The sequence below is a fragment of the Thermaerobacter nagasakiensis genome (assembly GCF_055396825.1).
Genome location: NZ_AP043740.1, coordinates 1,076,417 through 1,095,444, shown reverse-complemented (window position 1 = coordinate 1,095,444; position 19,028 = coordinate 1,076,417). Strand labels below are relative to the sequence as shown.

Genomic DNA, 19,028 nt, shown 5'->3' with positions numbered 1-19,028 from the left:
CGGGTCGCGTGCCTACACGAAGCGATCCATGAAGTAGCTGTAACGGCGCCAGATCAAGCCGTCGCGGAAATGATGGAAGTCGGCAAACCGGACGGTCACTTCTTCCCCCGTCTTGAGGACACCCCGGAACACGCCCCGGACCGCCACCTGCTCGCCCTCGACCAGGATGGCGTCCAGCTGGTGGCGGCCTTCCTGGATGACCGTTACCTGAAACATCGTCATCTGTTTCGGGCAGCCGATCCTTGCGGATCGGCGGTGCCGGTCTTACCCGGCCATGCGCCGGTGCCGGCTTCCCGCTTCCTTCGGGATCGCCTGCTTTGCGGCAGGCCTTCCATCCCGTCCACGGGCGTTTTCCGTCTCCGGACCACTCCCGGCGACGGCGGCCACCAGGGCCGCGAGATTGCGGGCCGCGTTTTCGTCCCGGTCGAGCACGAGCCCGCATTCCTCACAGCGGAAAACGCGCTGCGAAAGCGGTAGCGATGGCTTGACCGCACCGCACCGCGAGCAACGCTTGCTGCTGGGATCGAAGGGCGGCGCTTCGACCAGAACCGCCCCGTGCCAGGGACACTTATACCTGAGCTGGCGGCGGATCTCCGCCAGGGCCGCATCGGCCAGCACCCGGGCCAGCCGCCGGTTCTTCAGCATGCCCGCCACGTGCAGTTGTTCAACCACCACCACGCCGTAGGTGCTCGCGAGGTGGTGTGTCAGCTTGTGAAGGGCATCCTGGCGGAGGTTCCGGGCCCGCGCATGGAGCCGGGCCAGCCGGCGGCGGGCCTTTTGCCACCCCCGGCTGCCCTTCTGGCGGCGGGCCAGGGCGCGGCTCGTTCGGGCGATCTTTCGGAGCGCTTTTTCAAGGGACCGGGGGTTCGGCCACTTCTCGCCCGTCGAAAGGACCGCCAGGTGCTTCACCCCCGCGTCCACGCCCACCACCCGCCAGGGGAACCGGGGCCGGCCCGGCGGCCGCTCCACCTCGCAGGTGAAGCTGACGAACCACCGGCCCCCTTCTCGGGCGACCGTGGCGGACAGGATGCGGGCCGTTCCCGCTTCGATGCGCCGGAGCAGGGCCGTAGCCGGCTCGTGGGTCTTCACCCGCCCGATCCGGGGCAGGACGACGTGGCTTTGGTCGTCCACCCGGATCGCGCCGGTGGTGAACCGCACCGACTCCCGCCCTCGGCCCTTCTTCCGGAACCGGGGGAACCCCACCCGGCGCCCCTTGCGTTCACCCTTGCGGCTTTTGGACCAGTTCTGCAGGGCCCGGGCCAGCCCGTCCAGCCCCGAGGAGTAGGCTTCCTTCGAGTTCTCCCGCCACCAAGGGGCGACGAGGTGCTTTTGCCGGTTCCACTCCCGCCGCAGGGCGGGAAGGGTCCACGGCACCTCCACATCCTCGCTCCGGTCGCGGGCTTCCAGGCGCTCCTTCACCAGAGCCAGACCCCAGTTGAAGGCGAAGCGGCGGGCGCCCACGTGGGAGGCCAGCGCCCGTTCCTGGCGGGGTGTGGGGTCGAGGGCGAAGCGGTACGCCTGCAACACACGCACGGGCAGGCCCCCCAAAATCATCCAAGGACAGCATACCAGAACATATGTTCCGTGTCAAAGAGTGCGGCCGAGGAGCGGAGGGAGGAGATGCGAAGATTTGATGACGTTGGGCGAGAAATGATAAGAAACGCATTAGCTGTTCTCAGCCCGCTCCCCCTCGAAGAAGCGGCGCAGGGCGTCGATCCCCTCAACGGGGTCCCGACCGCCCCGCTCGTAGCGGACCTCCGGATGGAACAGCCCCAGCAAGCCCTCCAGATCCCCGGCGTCGACCCGCTGGTAGTAGCTTGCGACCACATCCCGCAAGCGCTCGCCCATTGTAGCCCCTCCTCCCCGCTGCGCATCCCCCGGCAGCCGGTCCGCGGCAATCCGGGCAAGGGTCAAGGCTGGCATCCGGTGCGGCGATAGCCTACCATTTGACCATCCCGTTGATCTGAGCCGTACCCCGATCCCTCACGACCCTACAGTTGCTCATACCACCGCTTGATTCGAAGGGCCATGAGACGCCGCCGTTCCGCTAGGAAGACATCATAATCGGGTACGTTACCTTCAAGCACGGACAACGGAATGCAATTCTCCTCCAGGTTATGCTTCAAGTCCTCACGATCGGTAATTCCTCCATACTTCTTAGGACCGCCGTTCACCTGAGCCCAAAGCTCCTTGAAGTAAACATCGGGTGGCGTATCACCAATGGCAATGTTGATTTCACTTTGGGTGACCACAAAGTTGGCAATCTGGTTGTAGCGGCCCCTACTCATTCCAAGCCGCTGAAGGTACTTCCTGGGAAATATGTGGTGGTGGTCGCCCTGGTTAAGAAGTAGATCGCGAACCCTTATATTGGATGAAAGGAATCCCCTGTCGCCGAGCGACACCTGGGCTGCTTTAAACGCAACAAAGTATGGACTTTGGACTGACGATGTCTCCATTAGTTGTGGCAAAAGATTGGTCCAAAAGCTGTCGGAAAGCTCACTGGAAAGGACAGCTTCCGTGTAACGGGCAATGCCGTGGCTCTCAATCTGACGGATGTCGAGGTCAAAAGCCGTTTCGGGGTGGGTTGTGTAACGTCCGGTTAAAATAGACATAACATACCATCGACGGACTATATGCTCCAATTCATCCGCGGCAATTCCTTCTGATCTTCCACGCAGATATAGAATATAAGCAAAGTTCACTGCATTATGACTAGTAATCAAGCTGCTAGTAATGAATCCTGCAGAGCGAAGGATCATCATGAATCGCTTGAAGTGAGTTTCATTGATGAAAGCGTGGATTCCATCTTTCAGCCTAGTGAATGATATTTCAACAATAGTTTCCTCATATTGTCGCGTCTCGAAATTCCGCCCCGACAGGAGAGCAACCAAGTCCTGCAAACGTCCCCGACCAAACTGCGACGTAAATGCCACCCTCAGCATATCCGTGTAATCCGGGTCATAGAGATCATCATTGAAATCTTTGAGCCACCTCATTTTGGACCAGAATTCTGTTCGGGTAAACTCAGCGTCATTTTTCTCAATATGCAGGTAAAACTCGGGATTCCGGGCCAGGTGACAAAAGTAATCAATGGCCTTCCGCAGAAGGTGCCCACCATAGGCTTCGTTGACGGCGATTTTGGACATCGCGAAGTCCGCCTGAGACAGTTCGACGCCGGCTGAGTTGACCCGAATGAAGATCTCCGTAACGGTCTCGATGTCGAGGTCCTCCGCCAGCTCGATAAGGCCGATGTGGTTGTTGACGATCTTTTTGAGCCGCTCCAGGATCCGGCCTACGTGCTTGCGATCGATGTCCGGGTTCTTGGATGTGTAGTCATCCACGAAATCTCCGAGATAAGCATCGGGCGCAAAGAGGCGGCTGATATCGTCGATCCAGGAGGGGTCCCGGGCGATGGCGGAATTTCGGACTTCGAACCGCTCTTCCTTCGGGTTGAACGCGATTTGGATGCGCTTCCGGGCGTAGTTTTCGTCCAGCACCTCCTCCCCCAGGAGGGCGGCGCGGAGGGCTGTCACCCGTTGCTGCCCGTCGATTAGGATTCGCTTTCCCGCCGAGAGAGTGCCGTCCTTAAGGCGGACGCTTGGATTCCGCCAGGCGATGAGGTAACCCACGGGATAGCCCCTGTAGAGGGAATCCAGAAAGTCGCGGACCTTGGTCGCATTCCAGACAAACGGCCGCTGGATCTCGGGGATGGCGATTTCTCCCGACTTGACCCAGGCCAGTAGCGTTTCGATGGGATGGGGGGTCACCGAATAGCGTTGCGTGGACATGGGAAGTCCTCCCTGCCGAAGCACCTGATCGCCCTGGACGCCTGCGACCTGCTGGGTGGATTCCCCACCCGGCGATCAAGTCCTCCGGGGGGCAACACCGCCCCTTTTAAGGGCAACAACAAACCCCCGCCCGGACAGGCCGGGGTTTGCCAGCTGTCGAGACCAGCGAGGCCGGAAAGGCGGGCGCCTAGCGGGCCGCCTCCTCCAGCCGGCGCAGGAACTTCGCACGTAGCGTGGCGGCGAGGGTGTTGGGGGGAACCCGCTGCTCGCCACTTCAATGGGAGAATAGGACCCAAAGGCGAGCAGGAGGGAACGATTCCATGGCAGCTCACCTTACGCCCCAGCCCGCACCCCGGGGACCCGGCAGGTTCGGCGCCCCCGGACGGCCCGTGGCGCTGCTGACCGGCGCCTCGTCGGGCATGGGGTTTGCAGTGGCCCGGCGCCTGGCCGGGGACGGATATACCCTCATCGTCTCCAGCCGGCGGCCCGAGCCCGCGGCGGAGCGCCTACAGGCGGAGGGGGCGACGGTGGTACCCGTGGCCGGGGACCTCGCCCTGCCGGAGACGGCCGAACGCCTGGCCTCAACAGCCGGAGAGCTGGGGCGGCTGGATGCTCTGCTCCTCAACACGCCGGGCCCGGCCGTCCGCCCCTTCGTGGAGCTGGCCGATGACGACTGGGACCGGGCGTTCCGGCTTCTGGTTCAGGCCCCCCTGCGCCTCCTGCGCCGCGTGGTGCCGCTCTTCGAGCGCAGCGGCGGCGGCCGGGTGGTGGCCATCACCTCCTTCACCGTCAAGCAGCCCGGCCCCGGCAGCAGCCTGTCCAACGCCCTGCGGGCCTGCCTGGTCAACGCGCTGAAGACGGCGGCCCTAGAGCTGGCGCCCTCGGGCATCCTGATCAACATGGTCGCCCCGGGCTACACCTTGACCGAAAGCCTGCGCGAGTGGAACGCGGCCCACGCCGCCCGCCAGGGCACCACACCGGAGCAGGTGGCCGCCGGGGCGGCCGCCCGCATCCCGCTCCGGCGCCTGGCCCAGCCGGAGGAAATCGCCGAGGTGGTGGCTTTCCTCCTCTCACCGCGCAACAGCTACGTCACCGGCCAGCAGGTTGCCGCCGACGGCGGCCTGGTGGTCGCCCTGTAGGTCCGGTCGCGAGGTTGATGGCGACCATGGCGGAGCCCTCTGCAGCTGCCCGGTGCCCTTTGAAGCTGCTAGGGGCGCTTGAAGCCGCTGAAGGCGTTTGAATCTACTGGGGCCCTTGATTGGAGGTGGATACCGGTGAACGAAAGGCACGATCCCGCCGGGAGGACGGGCTCGACAACGCCCCAGGACGGGGCTCGGGAAGACCACCGGCCGGGAACCCGGCATCTGGAGACGGCCACCCTGGGAGGCGGCTGCTTCTGGTGTCTTGAGCCCATCTTCGAAGAGCTGGAGGGCGTGGTGCGGGTCGAACCCGGCTACGCCGGCGGCCACGTCCGCAACCCCACCTACGAGCAGGTCTGCAGCGGTACCACGGGCCATGCCGAAGTGGTCCAGGTGACCTTTGACCCGCAGGTCATCTCCTACCGGGATCTCCTGGAGGTGTTCTTCTCCGTTCACGATCCCACCACCCCCAACCGCCAGGGCCACGACGTGGGTCCCCAGTACCGGTCCATCATCCTGTACCACTCGCCGGAACAGAAGGCTACGGCCGAGGCGGTGATCCGGGAGCTGGAGGCCAGCGGCCGGTGGCAGGACCCCATCGTCACCCAGGTGGTGCCCTTCGAGGCGTTCTACCCGGCCGAGGACTACCACCGCCGGTTCTACCGCAAGAACCCCGGCTACCCCTACTGCCGGGTGGTGATCGACCCTAAGGTGCAAAAGTTCCGCAAGGCGTTCGCCCGGCGCCTGAAGCCGGCCGGTTCGTAGTCGCGGCAGGAGTTATCCCCTTCCCGCCGAATGCCCCTCTCCAACACCTTTCTGGGGGTGACCGTCCATGGGGGGGACGGCGTCACGGGTGCGGGAGGGGGACGCTCCGTCCCTTGACCTTGCCCTGAACCTCATCCAGCGGGTCTGCGCTGGCGACATCCTGACCCGCACGGCCCAGCGGTATCCCAGCAAGACGGCCATCGTCGACATCCATGGCGGGAGGGCCCTGACCTACGCCGAGCTGAACCGGTACGCCAACCGGGTGGGCCGGGCCTTGCTCGGCCTGGGCCTGGGGCACCAGGACAAGGTAGCCATCATGGCCCGCAACACCTGGCAGTTCGTGGTGACCTACTTCGCCTGCGCCAAAGCGGGCCTGATCGCCATGCCCGTCAACCTGGGCCTGCGGCCCGAGGAAATCGGCTACGTCCTGCACGACGCCGGGGCCCGGGTGGTGGTGGCCGAGGGGATCTTCCGGACGGCCCTGGAAGCCGCGGCAAGCCGCCTGCCCGCCATCCAGCGGGTCTACCTGACGGAGGTCGACCCGGCCACCGAGTTCACGGCCGGCCATGTCCAGTTCCTGGCCTTCGACCGCCTGCTGGCCGGACCGCCGGCACAGGCCAGCTCCCCCGGCGGTGGGCCACCGGGCGGGGGCGGCCCCCGGGCCGGCCTTGACCCGGACGATGCGGAGCTGGAGGTTTTCATCGCCGACCGGGACACGGTGCAGTGCCTTTACACCTCCGGCACCACCTCCCTGCCCAAGGGCGTGCTGACGAGCCACCTGGCGGTCACCATCACCGCCCTCGCGTCGGCGGTGGCGAACAAGTCCGATCCCGACGACGTCCTGCTGCTGGTGCTACCCATCTTCCACTGCGCCGCCCTCAACGCCCTGTTGTTGCCGGCCCTGCTGGTGGGCGCCACGGCCGTGTTCCTCCGCAAGTACGACGTCCGGGACGTGATGGACGCCCTCGAGCGGCACCGCGTGACCCACGTGCTCCTTTTGCCCATGATGTGGCAGGAACTGCTGCAGCAGCCGGGCGTGCGGGAGCGGGACTTCTCCTCGGTGCGCCGCTGCCTCTATGCCATGGCGCCCATGGCGCCCGAGCGCATCGCCGAGATCCAGGCCCTCTTCCCCAACGCCGACGTGGTGCTGGGGTCCGGCCAGACGGAGTTCACCCCGCCCACGGTCTTCCAGCGCCCCCACCACCAGCACACCAAGCCCGCCTCCTGGGGCCTGCCCACGGTGATGACCGACGTGCGCATCATGGACGACCAGGGCCGGCTCCTTCCCCGGGGCCAGGTGGGGGAGATCGTCTACCGCGGGCCCCAGTGCATGGCGGCCTACTGGAACAACCCCGAGGCCACCGCCGAAGCCTTCCGCCACGGCTGGTTCCACAGCGGCGACGTGGGCTGGATGGACGAGGAAGGCGTCGTGTGGTTCACGGACCGCAAGAAGGACATGGTCAAGACCGGCGGCGAGAACGTGGCGTCCATCGAGGTCGAACGGGCCCTTCTGGCCCACCCGGCGGTGGCCGAGTGCGCCGTGGTCGGGCTGCCCCACGACCGCTGGGGCGAGGCGGTGACCGCCTTCGTCCTCCTGAAGCCCGGCAGCCAGGCCACGGAGGAGGAGCTGATCGCCCACTGCCGGGAACGGCTGGCGGGGTTCAAGGTGCCCAAGCGGGTGGTCTTCGCCACCGAGTTCCCGCGGACGGGTACCGGCAAGATCCAGAAGCACGTGCTGCGCCAGCAGCACCGGGACCTCTACCAGGGCTAGGGGCCGCCACCCGCTGCCCGGGGGCGGGCCGGGCAGCCCGCGCCTTCCGGCGAGCGTGGGGGCGGTGCTTCGGGTGCTTGCCGGATGCGCATGGACGGATGGGCCTGGGCGGGGGTTGGGCCTGGGGCCCAGGCCGGAAGTTGAGCCTGGAGGTGCCCCGGCGAATGCCGTTGGGAGCTGGGAAATCAGATGGCGACCAGAGGGCGACCCCATTGCCAGGCTTGGCAGGAGGTGGTGGCTTGTGGCCGCAACGCAAGGAGAGGGCGGGGTACAGGGGGAGGCCCGGCAACAAGACCAGTTGGTCCTGTACGAGACCGACGGCCCCGTGGCCGTCATCACCCTCAACGACCCGGAACGGAGGAACCCGCTCTCCACCGCCATGGCGGAGGCGCTGATCGGGGCCCTGCGGCGGGCCTGCCGGGACCCCCAGGTGCGAGCGCTGGTCCTTACGGGGGCGGGCCAGGCCTTCTGTGCCGGGGGGGACATCCGCGAGTTTGCCGGGCTCGACCGGCTGACCGGGCCCCAGGTGCTGGAGCAGGGGGAGCGGTCCACCGAGCTCTTCAAGGCCGGACAGTGGCTGACCAAGCCGCTGATCGGCGCCGTGCAGGGAGCCGCCATGGGGGGTGGGCTCGGCCTCGTCTGCCTCTGCCACTGGGTGGTGGCGGCCGACGATGCCGTCTTCGCCACGCCGGAGATCCAACTGGGGCTCTTCCCCCTGGTGATCCTGCCCCTGATGATGCAGGTCCTGGGCCCGCGCCAGGCCCTGGCCCTGGGCCTTTCCGGCCGGCGGATCGGCGCCCAGGAGGCCCGGGCCCTCGGCCTGGCGACGGAGGTGGTGCCCCGGGACCAGGTCCTTGTGCGGGCCCGGGCCGTGGCCACCGAGCTGGCGGGCCGCAGCGGGGCCGCCATTGGCGCCGGCCTCAGGGCTTACGCGGCTGCCCTGAGCCTGCCCGCCCCGGCGGCCATCGACTTCGCCAACAGCCTGAGGGTGAGCACCTTCCTCAGCGCCGACCTCAAGGAAGGTGCCACGGCCTTCCTCGAGCGGCGGGCGCCGCAGTGGACCCACCGCTGAGGCGCGGTTTTCCTGTGGGCGGCACCGACCAACCGGTTGGTCGGGAATCGGGATCCGGCCGGCACCGCCACCGGTCCCGGGGCTCTCGCCGGGCCTTCCCGCCAGGGCCGGTTCGATCGACGGCCGGCCGGCGGCCGGCCTCGCCGCCCGGGGAGCGGCAAGCAGCGGTGGGACCCGAGGGGCAGGGTTCTTCCCCCGGAGGTGATGAGGCATGGCAGCCAGGACCGTCCGCATCGGCGCGGGGCTGGGTTTTTACGGCGACCTCCCCTTTGCCGCGGCGGACGCCGTGCGAGTAGGCGAGATCCAGTACCTCTGCTGCGACCACCTGGCCGAGCTGACCATGGCCATCCTGCACAAGGACCGGCAGCGCGACCCCGGCGCCGGTTACACCCGCGACATCGGGCTCCTGTGCCAGACGGTGCTGCCGGTGGCCATGGCCCGGGGCGTGCGGCTGATCAGCAATGCCGGCGGGCTGAATCCCTACGGAGCGGCCCGCGAGGTCCTGCAGGTGGCGGCCCGCCTGGGCTTGCAGGACCTCAAGGTGGCGGTGGTCACGGGCGATGACGTCCTGGACCGCCTGGACCTGTTCCGGCAAGAAGGGGCACCCCTGGAACCGCTGGACGGCGGCCCGCCGTATGAAGAGGTCCGGCCGCGGCTACTCTTCGCCAGCGCCTACCTGGGCGCCGAACCGGTGGTCCGCGCCCTGGCCACCGGCGCCCATGTGGTGATCACGGGACGGGTGGCCGACGCTTCCCTGTTCCTGGCCCCGCTGGTTTACGAGTTCGGCTGGCGGTGGGACGACTGGGACCGGCTGGCCGTGGGGGTGGTGGCCGGGCACATCAGCGAATGCTCGGCCCAGGCCACGGGCGGCAACTTCAGCGGCCGCTGGTGGGAAGTCCCCGACATGGATCGCATCGGCTACCCCATCGCCGAGGTCGATGAAGGCGGCGGGCTGGTCATCACCAAGCCGGACGGGACGGGCGGCCTGGTGACCCCCGACACGGTGAAGGAGCAGCTCTATTACGAGGTCCACGACCCGGCCCGCTACGTGAACCCGGACGTCACCGCCGACTTCTCCCAGATCGAGCTGGTGCAGGAAGGCCCAGACCGGGTCAGGGTCAGCGGGATCCGGGGCGGTCCCCGGCCCGAGGTCCTGAAGGTCACCGCCGGCTATCACGACGGCTGGCTCGGCCAGGCGGTGATCGGCTACTCCTGGCCCGACGCCCTGGAAAAGGCCCAGGCGGCGGAGCGGATCATCCGCCGGCAGATGGCCCGGGCTGGGCTGAACCCCGAGGCGGTCCATGTGGAGTACCTGGGGGTCAACGCCCTCCACGGCCCGCTGGCCCCCATCCCCGACGAGCCCAACGAGGTCTACCTGCGTTTTGCCATCCGGACCCGGACCCGGGAGGAGGCCGAGCGGCTGGCCCGGCTCTTCCCGCCCCTGGCCCTCAACGGGCCCCCGTACATCGGCGGCGCCTTGCCGGGCCTGGCGCGGTCCCGGCAATTGCTGGGCATCTGGTCCACCACCGTTCCCCGCGAGTGGGTCGAACAGGCCGTGCGGGTCGAGGTGCTGGGGCTGGATGCCCTGGAGAGGGCGGGGTAGACCGGCTTCCCTGGCGGTGCGGGCGGGCCCGCCGCTGGCCTGCCGCTCCGCAGGAGGGGCTCGCGGCCTGCCGCGGGCAGGCCCGGGGAGTTCGCCCTTGGGGTGAGCCGGGGCTTTGGGCGGGCCGGTGTCGCCGGCGGCCGAGCCACTCCCGGGAAGAACGGGGGGACGGTGAAGGAGGGGTTTGCATGGCACGGGTCGCCCTGAGGGGCTACTGCCAGGTCCGCTCGGGGGACAAGGGCGACACCCTGGACCTGACGGTGTTCGCCCCCAATGACGGGTTCTACAGGGCACTGGAAGAGCAACTGACACCGGCGGCGGTGCTGGAGCACTTTCGGGGTCTGGCCCGGGGACCGGCAGAAGTCTACCCCCTGCCCCGGGTGCGGGGTATCAAGATCGTCCTGCGCAACGCCCTGGGGGGCGGCGGGCCCGCCTCCCTGCGCCTCGATGCCCAGGGCAAGTCCCTTGCCGCCGCCATTCTGCGGATGACCGTCGAGGTTCCCGACGAGGTGCTGGCGGCAACCCCCTTCCTGCGCCCGCCGCGGGCCGTCCTGCAGGCGCCGGGGGATTAGCCGGCAGGGCCGCCGTGCGCCCGGTGACCGCGCAGGGCGGTCCGGCACGGCCGGGGCGTTCGGCCGGCATGTCCTTACGCCGCAGGGCGGCCCGGCATCGCCGGCTCGTTCGACCGGCATGTCCTGCCCTCGCAGGGCCGTCCGGCACGACCGGGGCGTTCGGCCGGCCTGTCCGGTGACCCCAGAGGACCGGCTCGGCGGGCCGGCCCAACGGGCCGTCTCCCCCGGCTGGCATGTCCGGCCGCATCGACTGGCCGCCTCCCGCGGCGTCCCGCGGCGAAACCCGACGAAACCACGCGCCAACGACCAGGGCAGCACGAAAGGAGGCACCCGGGGTGCAGCCAACCCATCTCAACCTGCTGGATCTGGGAGACGAGTACCGCCAGGTGGTGGAGATCACCCGCGACCTGATCCGGCGCCTCGAACCCCAGCGGAGCGAGTTCCTCCGCCAGATCTTCGAGGAGCAGCGCTTCCCCGAGGCCATGTGGGAGCAGATGGCCGAGGCGGGCCTGCTGGGCCTGCTGATCCCCGAGGAGTACGGCGGCACGGGGCTCGGCCTGCTGGCCCTGACCCTGGTGATGGAAGAACTGGCCAGCGCCGGCTACGGCAACGCCCTGGTGGTGGTGACCAGCATGGACACCACCGCCATCCTCCGCGGGGGCAGCGAGGAGCAGAAGCGGCGGTGGCTGCCCCGCATCGCCGACGGCACCCTCAAGCTGGCCTTTGCCATCACCGAGCCCGAGAGCGGCACCAACAGCTTCCGCATGAAGACCGAGGCCCGCAAGGAGGGCGGGGTCTACCGGCTGCGGGGCGAAAAGGGCTGGATCACCGGGGCCGACGTGGCCGACATGATCCTGGTGGTGGCCCGGACCATCCCCTATGCCGTCCTGAAGGAACAGGGCCTGCCCCGGACCTACGGCCTGGGGCTGTTCCTGGTGGACCGCCGCGCGCCCGGCCTGCACCTGTATCCCATGAACACCGCCGGGATCGAGGGCTACCGCCAGTTCCGCCTGGTGTTCGACGACGTGGAGGTGCCCGCCGACCACCTGATCGGCGCCGAACACATGGGCGCCCAGGTGCTGTTCTCCGCCCTGAATCCCGAGCGGATCCTGGCCGCCGCCACGGGCGTCGGGCTGGCCGAGCACGTGCTGCGGCGGGCCGCCGGGTATGCCCGCCAGCGCAAGGTGTTCGGCGACCGGCCCATCGGCTCGTACCAGGCGGTCCAGCACCCCCTGGCGCGGATCCGGGTGATGCAGGAGGCGGCCAGGCTGCTCACCTACAGGGCCGCCCAGGCCTTCGACCGGCAGGTCTCGCCGGAGCGGGTGGGCACCTGGGCCAACATGGCCAAGTACCTGGCGTCGGAGACGGCCATCGAGGCCGTCGACCGGGCCATCCAGACCTTCGGCGGGCAGGGGTTCGTCAGGGAGAACCATCTGATCCACCTGTGGACCTCGGCGCGGCTGCTGCGCACGGCGCCCATCAACAACGAGATGGTGCTCAACTTCATCGCCGAGCACGAGCTGGAGCTGCCGCGCTCGTATTGAGGCGGCTTTAAGGCAGCTCTGAGGCGGTTGCGTCGGAAACGGCTGGCTCGGCCGGGGGCGGCTGTGCCGGGGCGGCGCGTGTCGAACCGGCCGTGCCGTACACGGGCGGCATCACCAGTACACGGGCAGCGCCACAAGAGGAGGATGGGCATGAGCTTTGCCGGCAAGGTGGCCCTGGTGACCGGCGCCTCCCGCGGCATCGGCGAGGCGGTGGCCCGCACCCTGGGCGGCGAGGGAGCCACGGTCTTCGTCCACTTCAAGCAGCGGGAGGAGGACGCCCGTCGGGTTGCCGAAGCCATCGCCCGGGACGGGGGGCGCGGCATCCCGGTCCGGGCGGACCTGGAAGACCCCCAGGCAGTGGCGGCCATGATGGACCGCATCCGGGAGGAGGCCGGGGTCCTGGACATCCTGGTGGCCAATGCCGCCGCCACGGCCTTCAAGCCCCTCCTGGCCGTGGGGCCGCACCACATCCAGCGGACCTTTGCCATCACCGTCCAGGCCTTCATCCAGATGGTCCAGGCGGCGGTCCCCCTCATGCAGGGGCGGGAGGGGAAGATCGTCGCCGTGTCGGGATACGACAGCATCCGGTTCATCCCCGGCCACGGCATCCTGGGGGCGGCCAAGGCGGCCATGGAATCTTTGGTCCGCTACCTGGCGGTGGAACTGGCCCCCCTGGGCATCAACGTCAACGCCGTCTGTCCCGGGCCGGTGGAGACCGACTCCGCCCGCTTTTACGCGGGGGACCGCTGGCACGAGGTGGCAGCCCGGCTGGTGGCCGCCACCCCGCGCAAGCGGGTGGCCACCCCCGAGGACGTGGCCCGCATCATCCGGTTCCTCTGCACCGACGACGCGGGCTGGCTCTGCGGCCAGACCCTGGTGTGCGACGGCGGCCTGACGCTGGACGGGGGCGCCACGCTGTTCGGCATGGCATGAGCGGAGGAGGTCACGAGGCGGTGGAACGGGAGGCCCGCATCCTTCAGGAACTCGAACGCATCAAGCGCGGGGGTCCCGAGCGGGGCCACGAGAAGCAGCGGGAGGCGGGCAAGCTCTTCGTCCGCGACCGGCTGCGCCTGTTCTTCGACGACGGCGAGCCCTATACCGAGTTCGGCGAGTTCGCCAGGGCCGGCGATCCCGAGCTGCCGGCCGACGGGGTGGTGACCGGCACCGGGCGGATCGGCGGGCGGCTGGTGTTCTTCGCCGCCAACGACTACACGGTGAAGGCCGGCTCCATCGGCCGCTACCACGGCGAAAAGCTCATCCGCACCCAGGAGGCCGCCATGCGGGCACGGCGGCCCATCCTCTACCTGGTCGACTCCTCGGGGGCGCGGATCGACGAGGCGGGCGGCTACCACGTCGACCGCTACAGCGGCGGCCGGCTGTTCTACTACCACAGCATCATGTCCGGTGTCGTGCCCCAGATCGGGGTGCTGTACGGGTCGTGCTTCGCCGGGACCGCCTACACCCCTGTGTTCTGCGACTTCGTCATCATGATGGAAGGCTCGGCCATGGCCATCGCCTCCCCCCGCATGGTGCAGATGGTGACGGGGGAGAAGGTCTCGCCGGAAGAACTGGGCGGCGCCCGCATGCACGCCACGGTCAGCGGCTCGGCAGACTTCGTCGCCCGGTCGGAGGAAGAGGCAGCGGATCTGGTCAAGCGGCTCCTCTCCTACCTGCCCGACAACTGCGACGAGCGCCCGCCCCGGGGCGAACCGCGGCCGCCGGCCCGGGATCCTGCGGAGATCGACGCCATCATCCCCCAGGATCCCAACCAGCCCTACGATGTACGGCGCCTGATCGAAGCCATCGTGGATGAAGGAAGCTTTCTTGAGGTCAAGGCAGCCTACGCCGGCGAGCTGGTGACGGGCTTCGCCCGCATCGACGGCCGGGTGGTGGGGATCGTCGCCAACCAGCCGGCGGTGCGGGGCGGGGCCATCTTCCCCGAGTCGTCGGACAAGGGGGCCGAGTTCGTCTGGATCTGCGACGCCTACAACATCCCCCTGCTGTATCTCTGCGACACGCCGGGGTTCATGGCCGGGTCGGCGGTGGAACGGGCGGGGATCCTGCGGCGCGGGCGCAAGTTCATCTTCGCCACCTCGTCGGCCACGGTGCCCAAGGTGTGCGTGGTGGTGCGGAAGGCCTACGGAGCGGGGATCTACGCCATGGCCGGGCCTGCATACAATCCCGACGTGACCCTGGCCCTGCCCTCGGCGGAGATCGCCGTGATGGGCCCGGAAGCGGCCATCAATGCGGTCTACTTCAACCGCCTGCAGGCCATCCCCGACCCCGCCGAGCGGGCCCGGGTGGTGGCCGCCCTGCGGGCGGAGTACCGCAAGGGCTACGAGATCACCAGGCTGGCGGCGGAGATGGTGGTCGACGACCTGATCCCGCCGCGGGACCTGCGCCGGGAGGTGAGCCGCTACTTCGAGCAGTTCGAGAACCGGGAGGTACAGCTGCCGAGGCGCAAGCACGCCACCATCCTGAGTTGACACCAGGATCGTCTTGGATCGCATGGGGGTGCGATCATGGGGGCGTACGTGTCGGGTGGGGTGGTCATGGAGCCGCCCCGGGTGGGCGACCTGCTCGCCCGGGCGGCCCTACGGGTCCATCGGGCTGCCGGTGCACACCGTTCAACTGCGCATCGTGGACGACACCGGCCAGGATGTGCCACCAGGACAGGTGGGCGAGCTGGTGGTCCGCGGGCCCAACGTGTGCGCCGGGTACTGGAACAACGCCGAAGCCACCCGGGAGGCCTTCCGTGACGGCTGGTTCCATACGGGCGACCTGGCCCGCCAGGACGACGAGGGCTTTTATTACATCGTCGACCGCAAGAAGGACATGCTGATCTCCGGTGGCGAGAACGTCTACCCCGTCGAGATCGAACAGGTGCTGGTCCAGCACCCCAAGGTCCTGGAGGTGGCGGTGACCGGCGCCCCCGACGAGCGTTGGGGTGAAGTGCCGGCAGCTTTCGTGGTTCCCAAGCCCGGACAAACAGTCACCCTGGACGAGCTGGCCGCCTTCTGCGAAGGGAAGCTGGCCCGTTTCAAGATCCCCAAGCAGCTGCATGTGATGGACCAGTTGCCCCGCAACGCGACGGGGAAGGTCCTTAAGCACGTTCTGCGCGCCCGGGTGGCCGGTTCATGACCGGCCACCCGGCGGGTTCGCGGCGACGACCGGCGGTTGGTGCGTCCGACGACGCGGCACTCTCGGCGTGTGCTGCCGTCACCGCCTGGGGGGCTGCCGGGGTAGGGAGCCCCTCGGATGAACTGAGCTGCCGGGCGATCTCCGCGCCGACCTCTTCGGGACTCAAGCGCTTCCGTACCGGAATCCTCAGCAGGGGTAGGCCGCCTGCTCGGCAGATCTGGTCTACGAGCTCGTTCCGCTGGCGGCGCTGACGCCGGCTGTGGGACGAGTCATCCAGTTCGATGGCCAGCAGCGGTGCCCAGGAGGTCGGGTCGGCGAGGACGAAGTCGATATGTTTGTTGCTGATACGACCAAAGGCTTGCCACCAGTCTTTCCCCGACGCCTGAATGGTGAACAGATCGGCAAGGCGCACCTTGGACAGCACCCGGTAACGACCGCCCGCGACCTGGTCCAGCACCTGGACGAACTGCCTTTCCGCAGGGGTAAGCAACGACGCGACCCTTTGAAACGGTAGCTGGCGCCCCCGGGTCCTTTCCCAGAGGTGGACCAAGGCCAGCATCGCCACGGCAAGCACAATGACCAGCATGATCCACGGCTTCACCATATCGCCCCCTTGATCCAGATCAGGCCGTTCCGGACTACGGCACCCTCCGCGAGCCCCGACTTCCCCCGGCAGCCGCCCCAGGCTAAGGCGTGGTCGGCCGTGCGGTTCTTGGTCAGCTGGGACAGGAAGCGGGCATGGTGGTACCGGGAGAGTAGGGAGGACGATCTTCCCACGCCCCCTGGAAGCGGCGGGCCGCATGGAAGCCTGGCACCAGTCCTCCGGCCAGGCGGGCGGCCATGGCGGTCAGGTCTCGCCGGATCGGGGGGTGGTCCACCAGGGGCCGGACGAAGGACCGGCGCCGGCGCACCCGCTCGAGCACCTCCAGGTGTGCCTTGCGGGCGATGCCGATGCCGGCGCTGGCGTTGGCCAGCCGGGATACGGTGAGGACCTCCAAGTGGTAGGCGACCTCGCGGACGTCGCGGCCCGGCAGCTCCCCGAACCGCGGCGAATCGGCCTGGTGGCTGGTGTATTCGGGCCAGTTGCAGGCCAGGACCTGCCGCAGGTCTGGATTCACGTCCCAGTGATTCAGGCCATAGGCGTAGGATTGTTGCTGCACTCTGCGTCCCCCTCGCGGTCAGCCGGTGGCCCTGCCCGGTGGCCCGTGAAGCCCCCGGGACACCATCGAATGCGTCGCCGGTTGCGCTTCCGCTCCTTTCCACGTCCCCATGGAAATTCCTTTCTCCGGCCACCGGGTGGCGGCGGCATGGCGGGAAAGCCGGAGCTCTGGGTTGGCGAATCTCAGGAGGTTCCCCGGACCTGGCCCGGCTGTGCTAGTTTCACCGCCGGCGCTGGCCTCCACCGCTTCAGGAATTCACCGCTCCGGTGTCGAAGGCTCTTCCCCAGGCCGGGGCTCCTCCGATCGGGGCCACCTGCCCTGCGCCTGTGCGCCTGAACGGTCAACCAAGGAGGTTGGTCATGAACCCGCCCTCGAGCCCAGGGCCATCCGGCCCTGTTCCGTCTCATAAGGCTGCCGGCCCAGCCCAGCCCGCCCGCTACTTCTACAACGGGCGCATCTTCACCGCCGACCCGGACCAGCCCGAGGCCGACGCCATGGTCGTGGCCAACGGCCGGATCCTCTGGATCGGCCGGCAAACGGACGCCAACCCCGGCACCGGCGTGGAACGGGTCGACCTGCAGGGTCGCCGGGTGATCCCGGGCATCATCGATGCCCACATGCATCCCCTGTTCCTTGCCGAAACCGCCCAGCAGATTCCCTGCCTGCCTCCGGCCGCCCGTTCGGTCGACGACATCATCGAGGCCGTGCGGCGAAGGCGGCAGCAGCTCGGCCGGGAGGCCGGGCGGCCCGCGCCCGGATCCGGCACCGCCGGTTCGTCCGGTCCCCTGCCCTGGATCCTGGGCTGGGGCTACGACGAGGGCAAGCTGGCCGAGGGCCGGGCCCCCACCCGCCGGGATCTGGACCGGGGGGCCTCCGATGTACCCGTGGTCCTGACCCGCATCTGCTACCACGTGGTGGCGGTGAACAGCAAGGCCCTGGAGCTGGCGGGGATCACCCGCGAGACGCCGGACCCGCCGGGTGGCCGGATCGACCGGGACGAACACGGCGAGCCCACCGGCATCCTGCGGGAGTCGGCCCGGTACCTGGTCCTGGAGCGCATCCCCACCCCGCCCCCCGCGGCGTGGGCCCAGATGCTGGCCGACCTCAGTCCCTTCCTCTTCGCCCGGGGCATCACCGGGATCACCGACATGATGGCCCGGCGCCGGCCGGTGGACGACCTGGCCCTTTACCAGGACGCCCACGCCCGCGGCTTGCGGCAGCGGGTGGTGCTCTACTACCTGTGGGAGCACCTCCGCGATGAGCCTGCCTCCGCCCTCCGGCCGGAGGCGCTGCCGGGGCCCGGCCAGCCGGTGGCTGCCGGTGGCATCAAGGTCTTTGCCGACGGGAGCATCTCCGGCCGCACCGCGTGGGTCGACCCGCCCTTCAGCGCTTCGGGCGCCCCCTCCCCCGAGGATTCCGGCCTGTCCATGACCTCCGCGGCCGAGCTTCTGGAAGCGGCAGCCGCGGCCCGCCGGCTCGGGGTGCAGCTGGCCGTCCATGCCATGGGCAACCGGGCCATCGACCTGGTGGTGAACACCCTGGCCCGCCTGCCGGGCCGGCCGGACGGCCCGGGCTGGCTGGACGGCGGCCCCTCCATCCGCCTGGAGCACGCCACCCTGGCTTCCCCCGCAGCCATGGCGGTAGCGGCCCGGGCGGGCATCGCCTTCGTCCCCCAGCCCATCTTCCTGTTCGCGGAGGTCGAAAGCTACCTGAGCAACCTGGGCCCGGAACGGGCGTCGCGGGCCTACGCCCTCCGGTCCATGCTTGCAGCCGGGGTGCAGGTGGCGATGTCATCGGACGCCCCGGCCACCTCCTGGGCCGACCCGGCCAGCCCCTTCGCCAACCTCAAGATGGCCGTCACCCGGCGTGCATCCAACGGGATGGTGCTGGGTCCGGACGAGGCGATCCCCCTGGATGTGGCCCTGACCCTGTATACCCGGGAGGCGGCCCGGGTCACCCGGATCCCTGGCACCGGCCAGCTCAAAGCCGGCTTTGCGGCGGATTTCGTGGTCCTGGATCGGGACGTGCTGGCGGCCGGACCGGACACCGCCGCGGAGCTCGACGCGGTGCGGGTGCTGGCCACGTACCTGGACGGCGAGCGGGTCTACGAGGCTTAGCCGGCTTAGCCGGCGCAGCCGGCGGCCCAGGCGGGGTTGCCTCCGCGCCCGCATGAAGCCGGGAACCGGTGAGCAGCCGGTGGGAGCCGGTGGGCAGCCGCTGCGGAGCCGGGAACGGGTGCGGGGCGCCCTCCGTCTATCATGCATGAGGGCGGACGCAGCGGATCACGCGCAGCTGTCCCGCAGCCGTATCCTTCCTGGCAGGCGCCGTGCATCCCTCGCCGTGCCTTGCGCGGCGCCAGGAGCGAGAAATCGCCCTGGGTTCTTACAGGATTTGGAGCCCTGGAAGGCGAACGGCAGAGGGAGGCGGCGGGCCGCCTGCGCCAGCGGCCGGCCGGCCACCGGTGCCGGCCACC

Annotated in this window: 17 protein-coding genes; 11 read left to right on the top strand and 6 right to left on the bottom strand. The window is 68.9% G+C overall.

Annotated elements, in window-relative coordinates:
• Window positions 1-12 precede the first annotated feature (12 nt).
• From ACZ5T9_RS04730 to ACZ5T9_RS04715, 4 genes are all read right to left on the bottom strand, one after another.
• Window positions 13-222 carry a nuclear transport factor 2 family protein gene (locus tag ACZ5T9_RS04730; protein WP_083855329.1) on the bottom strand — a complete coding sequence of 70 codons (210 nt, stop codon included), beginning with the start codon at window positions 220-222 and terminating at the stop codon, window positions 13-15.
• Window positions 223-264: 42 nt separating this feature from the next.
• Window positions 265-1,533 carry an IS607 family element RNA-guided endonuclease TnpB gene (gene tnpB, locus ACZ5T9_RS04725; protein WP_464834134.1) on the bottom strand — a complete coding sequence of 423 codons (1,269 nt, stop codon included), beginning with the start codon at window positions 1,531-1,533 and terminating at the stop codon, window positions 265-267.
• 132 nt (window positions 1,534-1,665) lie between these two features.
• The gene (locus ACZ5T9_RS04720; RefSeq protein WP_040826220.1) at window positions 1,666-1,848 is read right to left on the bottom strand and encodes a nuclear transport factor 2 family protein; all 183 of its coding nucleotides are present in this window, start codon (window positions 1,846-1,848) and stop codon (window positions 1,666-1,668) included.
• Between the two features lie 143 nt (window positions 1,849-1,991).
• Entirely contained in the window at window positions 1,992-3,788 is a 1,797-nt protein-coding gene (locus ACZ5T9_RS04715) for a GmrSD restriction endonuclease domain-containing protein (RefSeq protein WP_464834133.1), read from the bottom strand.
• A gap of 320 nt (window positions 3,789-4,108) precedes the next feature.
• On the opposite strand from ACZ5T9_RS04715, the gene ACZ5T9_RS04710 reads away from it, so the two are divergent.
• The 10 genes from ACZ5T9_RS04710 to ACZ5T9_RS04665 all read left to right on the top strand — a co-directional run bounded on the left by ACZ5T9_RS04710 (window position 4,109) and on the right by ACZ5T9_RS04665 (window position 15,395).
• Entirely contained in the window at window positions 4,109-4,927 is an 819-nt protein-coding gene (locus ACZ5T9_RS04710) for an SDR family oxidoreductase (RefSeq protein WP_006903283.1), read from the top strand.
• 135 nt (window positions 4,928-5,062) lie between these two features.
• Window positions 5,063-5,692 carry a peptide-methionine (S)-S-oxide reductase MsrA gene (gene msrA / locus ACZ5T9_RS04705; RefSeq protein ID WP_464834131.1) on the top strand — a complete coding sequence of 210 codons (630 nt, stop codon included), beginning with the start codon at window positions 5,063-5,065 and terminating at the stop codon, window positions 5,690-5,692.
• Between the two features lie 67 nt (window positions 5,693-5,759).
• Complete coding sequence (locus tag ACZ5T9_RS04700) at window positions 5,760-7,463, top strand: long-chain-fatty-acid--CoA ligase (protein WP_464834129.1); 1,704 nt, start codon at window positions 5,760-5,762, stop codon at window positions 7,461-7,463.
• Window positions 7,464-7,704: 241 nt separating this feature from the next.
• Window positions 7,705-8,535 carry an enoyl-CoA hydratase/isomerase family protein gene (locus ACZ5T9_RS04695; protein ID WP_464834127.1) on the top strand — a complete coding sequence of 277 codons (831 nt, stop codon included), beginning with the start codon at window positions 7,705-7,707 and terminating at the stop codon, window positions 8,533-8,535.
• 211 nt (window positions 8,536-8,746) lie between these two features.
• On the top strand, window positions 8,747-10,138 hold the full coding sequence (locus ACZ5T9_RS04690; RefSeq protein ID WP_464834125.1) for an acyclic terpene utilization AtuA family protein: 1,392 nt from the start codon (window positions 8,747-8,749) through the stop codon (window positions 10,136-10,138).
• Window positions 10,139-10,326: 188 nt separating this feature from the next.
• Entirely contained in the window at window positions 10,327-10,710 is a 384-nt protein-coding gene (locus ACZ5T9_RS04685; RefSeq protein WP_464834124.1) for an AtuA-related protein, read from the top strand.
• Between the two features lie 335 nt (window positions 10,711-11,045).
• Window positions 11,046-12,254 carry an acyl-CoA dehydrogenase family protein gene (locus ACZ5T9_RS04680; protein ID WP_464834123.1) on the top strand — a complete coding sequence of 403 codons (1,209 nt, stop codon included), beginning with the start codon at window positions 11,046-11,048 and terminating at the stop codon, window positions 12,252-12,254.
• A gap of 150 nt (window positions 12,255-12,404) precedes the next feature.
• Entirely contained in the window at window positions 12,405-13,187 is a 783-nt protein-coding gene (locus ACZ5T9_RS04675) for an SDR family oxidoreductase (RefSeq protein WP_464834122.1), read from the top strand.
• Window positions 13,184-14,740, top strand: a complete 1,557-nt coding sequence (locus tag ACZ5T9_RS04670; RefSeq protein WP_464834121.1) for an acyl-CoA carboxylase subunit beta — start codon at window positions 13,184-13,186, stop codon at window positions 14,738-14,740. Before ACZ5T9_RS04675 ends, ACZ5T9_RS04670 begins: the two co-directional genes overlap by 4 nt.
• Window positions 14,741-14,795: 55 nt before the next feature.
• The gene (locus ACZ5T9_RS04665; RefSeq protein ID WP_464834120.1) at window positions 14,796-15,395 is read left to right on the top strand and encodes a class I adenylate-forming enzyme family protein; all 600 of its coding nucleotides are present in this window, start codon (window positions 14,796-14,798) and stop codon (window positions 15,393-15,395) included.
• On the opposite strand, the gene ACZ5T9_RS04660 is transcribed toward ACZ5T9_RS04665, so the two are convergent.
• Together ACZ5T9_RS04660 and ACZ5T9_RS04655 are read right to left on the bottom strand one after the other, a co-directional pair.
• Window positions 15,358-15,996: a DUF2726 domain-containing protein gene (locus tag ACZ5T9_RS04660; RefSeq protein WP_464834119.1), complete on the bottom strand. Its 639-nt coding sequence runs from the start codon at window positions 15,994-15,996 to the stop codon at window positions 15,358-15,360. The two genes, ACZ5T9_RS04665 and ACZ5T9_RS04660, sit on opposite strands and share 38 nt — an antisense overlap.
• 115 nt (window positions 15,997-16,111) lie before the next feature.
• Window positions 16,112-16,555 carry an acyl-CoA dehydrogenase family protein gene (locus ACZ5T9_RS04655; protein ID WP_464834117.1) on the bottom strand — a complete coding sequence of 148 codons (444 nt, stop codon included), beginning with the start codon at window positions 16,553-16,555 and terminating at the stop codon, window positions 16,112-16,114.
• A 359-nt stretch (window positions 16,556-16,914) separates the two neighbouring features.
• Here ACZ5T9_RS04655 and ACZ5T9_RS04650 point away from each other — a divergent pair, with 359 nt between their 5' ends.
• On the top strand, window positions 16,915-18,672 hold the full coding sequence (locus ACZ5T9_RS04650) for an amidohydrolase (RefSeq protein ID WP_464834116.1): 1,758 nt from the start codon (window positions 16,915-16,917) through the stop codon (window positions 18,670-18,672).
• The last annotated feature ends 356 nt before the right edge of the window (window positions 18,673-19,028 follow it).

Excerpts from the sequence above, each read along its gene's own strand:
- ACZ5T9_RS04650 (WP_464834116.1), top strand. The coding sequence starts at position 16,915 with ATGAACCCGCCCTCGAGCCCAGGGCCATCCGGCCCTGTTCCGTCTCAT.
- ACZ5T9_RS04670 (WP_464834121.1), top strand. The coding sequence starts at position 13,184 with ATGAGCGGAGGAGGTCACGAGGCGGTGGAACGGGAGGCCCGCATCCTT.
- ACZ5T9_RS04730 (WP_083855329.1), bottom strand. The coding sequence starts at position 222 with ATGACGATGTTTCAGGTAACGGTCATCCAGGAAGGCCGCCACCAGCTG.
- ACZ5T9_RS04720 (WP_040826220.1), bottom strand. The coding sequence starts at position 1,848 with ATGGGCGAGCGCTTGCGGGATGTGGTCGCAAGCTACTACCAGCGGGTC.
- ACZ5T9_RS04700 (WP_464834129.1), top strand. The coding sequence starts at position 5,760 with ATGGGGGGGACGGCGTCACGGGTGCGGGAGGGGGACGCTCCGTCCCTT.
- ACZ5T9_RS04690 (WP_464834125.1), top strand. The coding sequence starts at position 8,747 with ATGGCAGCCAGGACCGTCCGCATCGGCGCGGGGCTGGGTTTTTACGGC.
- ACZ5T9_RS04715 (WP_464834133.1), bottom strand. The coding sequence starts at position 3,788 with ATGTCCACGCAACGCTATTCGGTGACCCCCCATCCCATCGAAACGCTA.
- ACZ5T9_RS04685 (WP_464834124.1), top strand. The coding sequence starts at position 10,327 with ATGGCACGGGTCGCCCTGAGGGGCTACTGCCAGGTCCGCTCGGGGGAC.
- ACZ5T9_RS04675 (WP_464834122.1), top strand. The coding sequence starts at position 12,405 with ATGAGCTTTGCCGGCAAGGTGGCCCTGGTGACCGGCGCCTCCCGCGGC.
- ACZ5T9_RS04710 (WP_006903283.1), top strand. The coding sequence starts at position 4,109 with ATGGCAGCTCACCTTACGCCCCAGCCCGCACCCCGGGGACCCGGCAGG.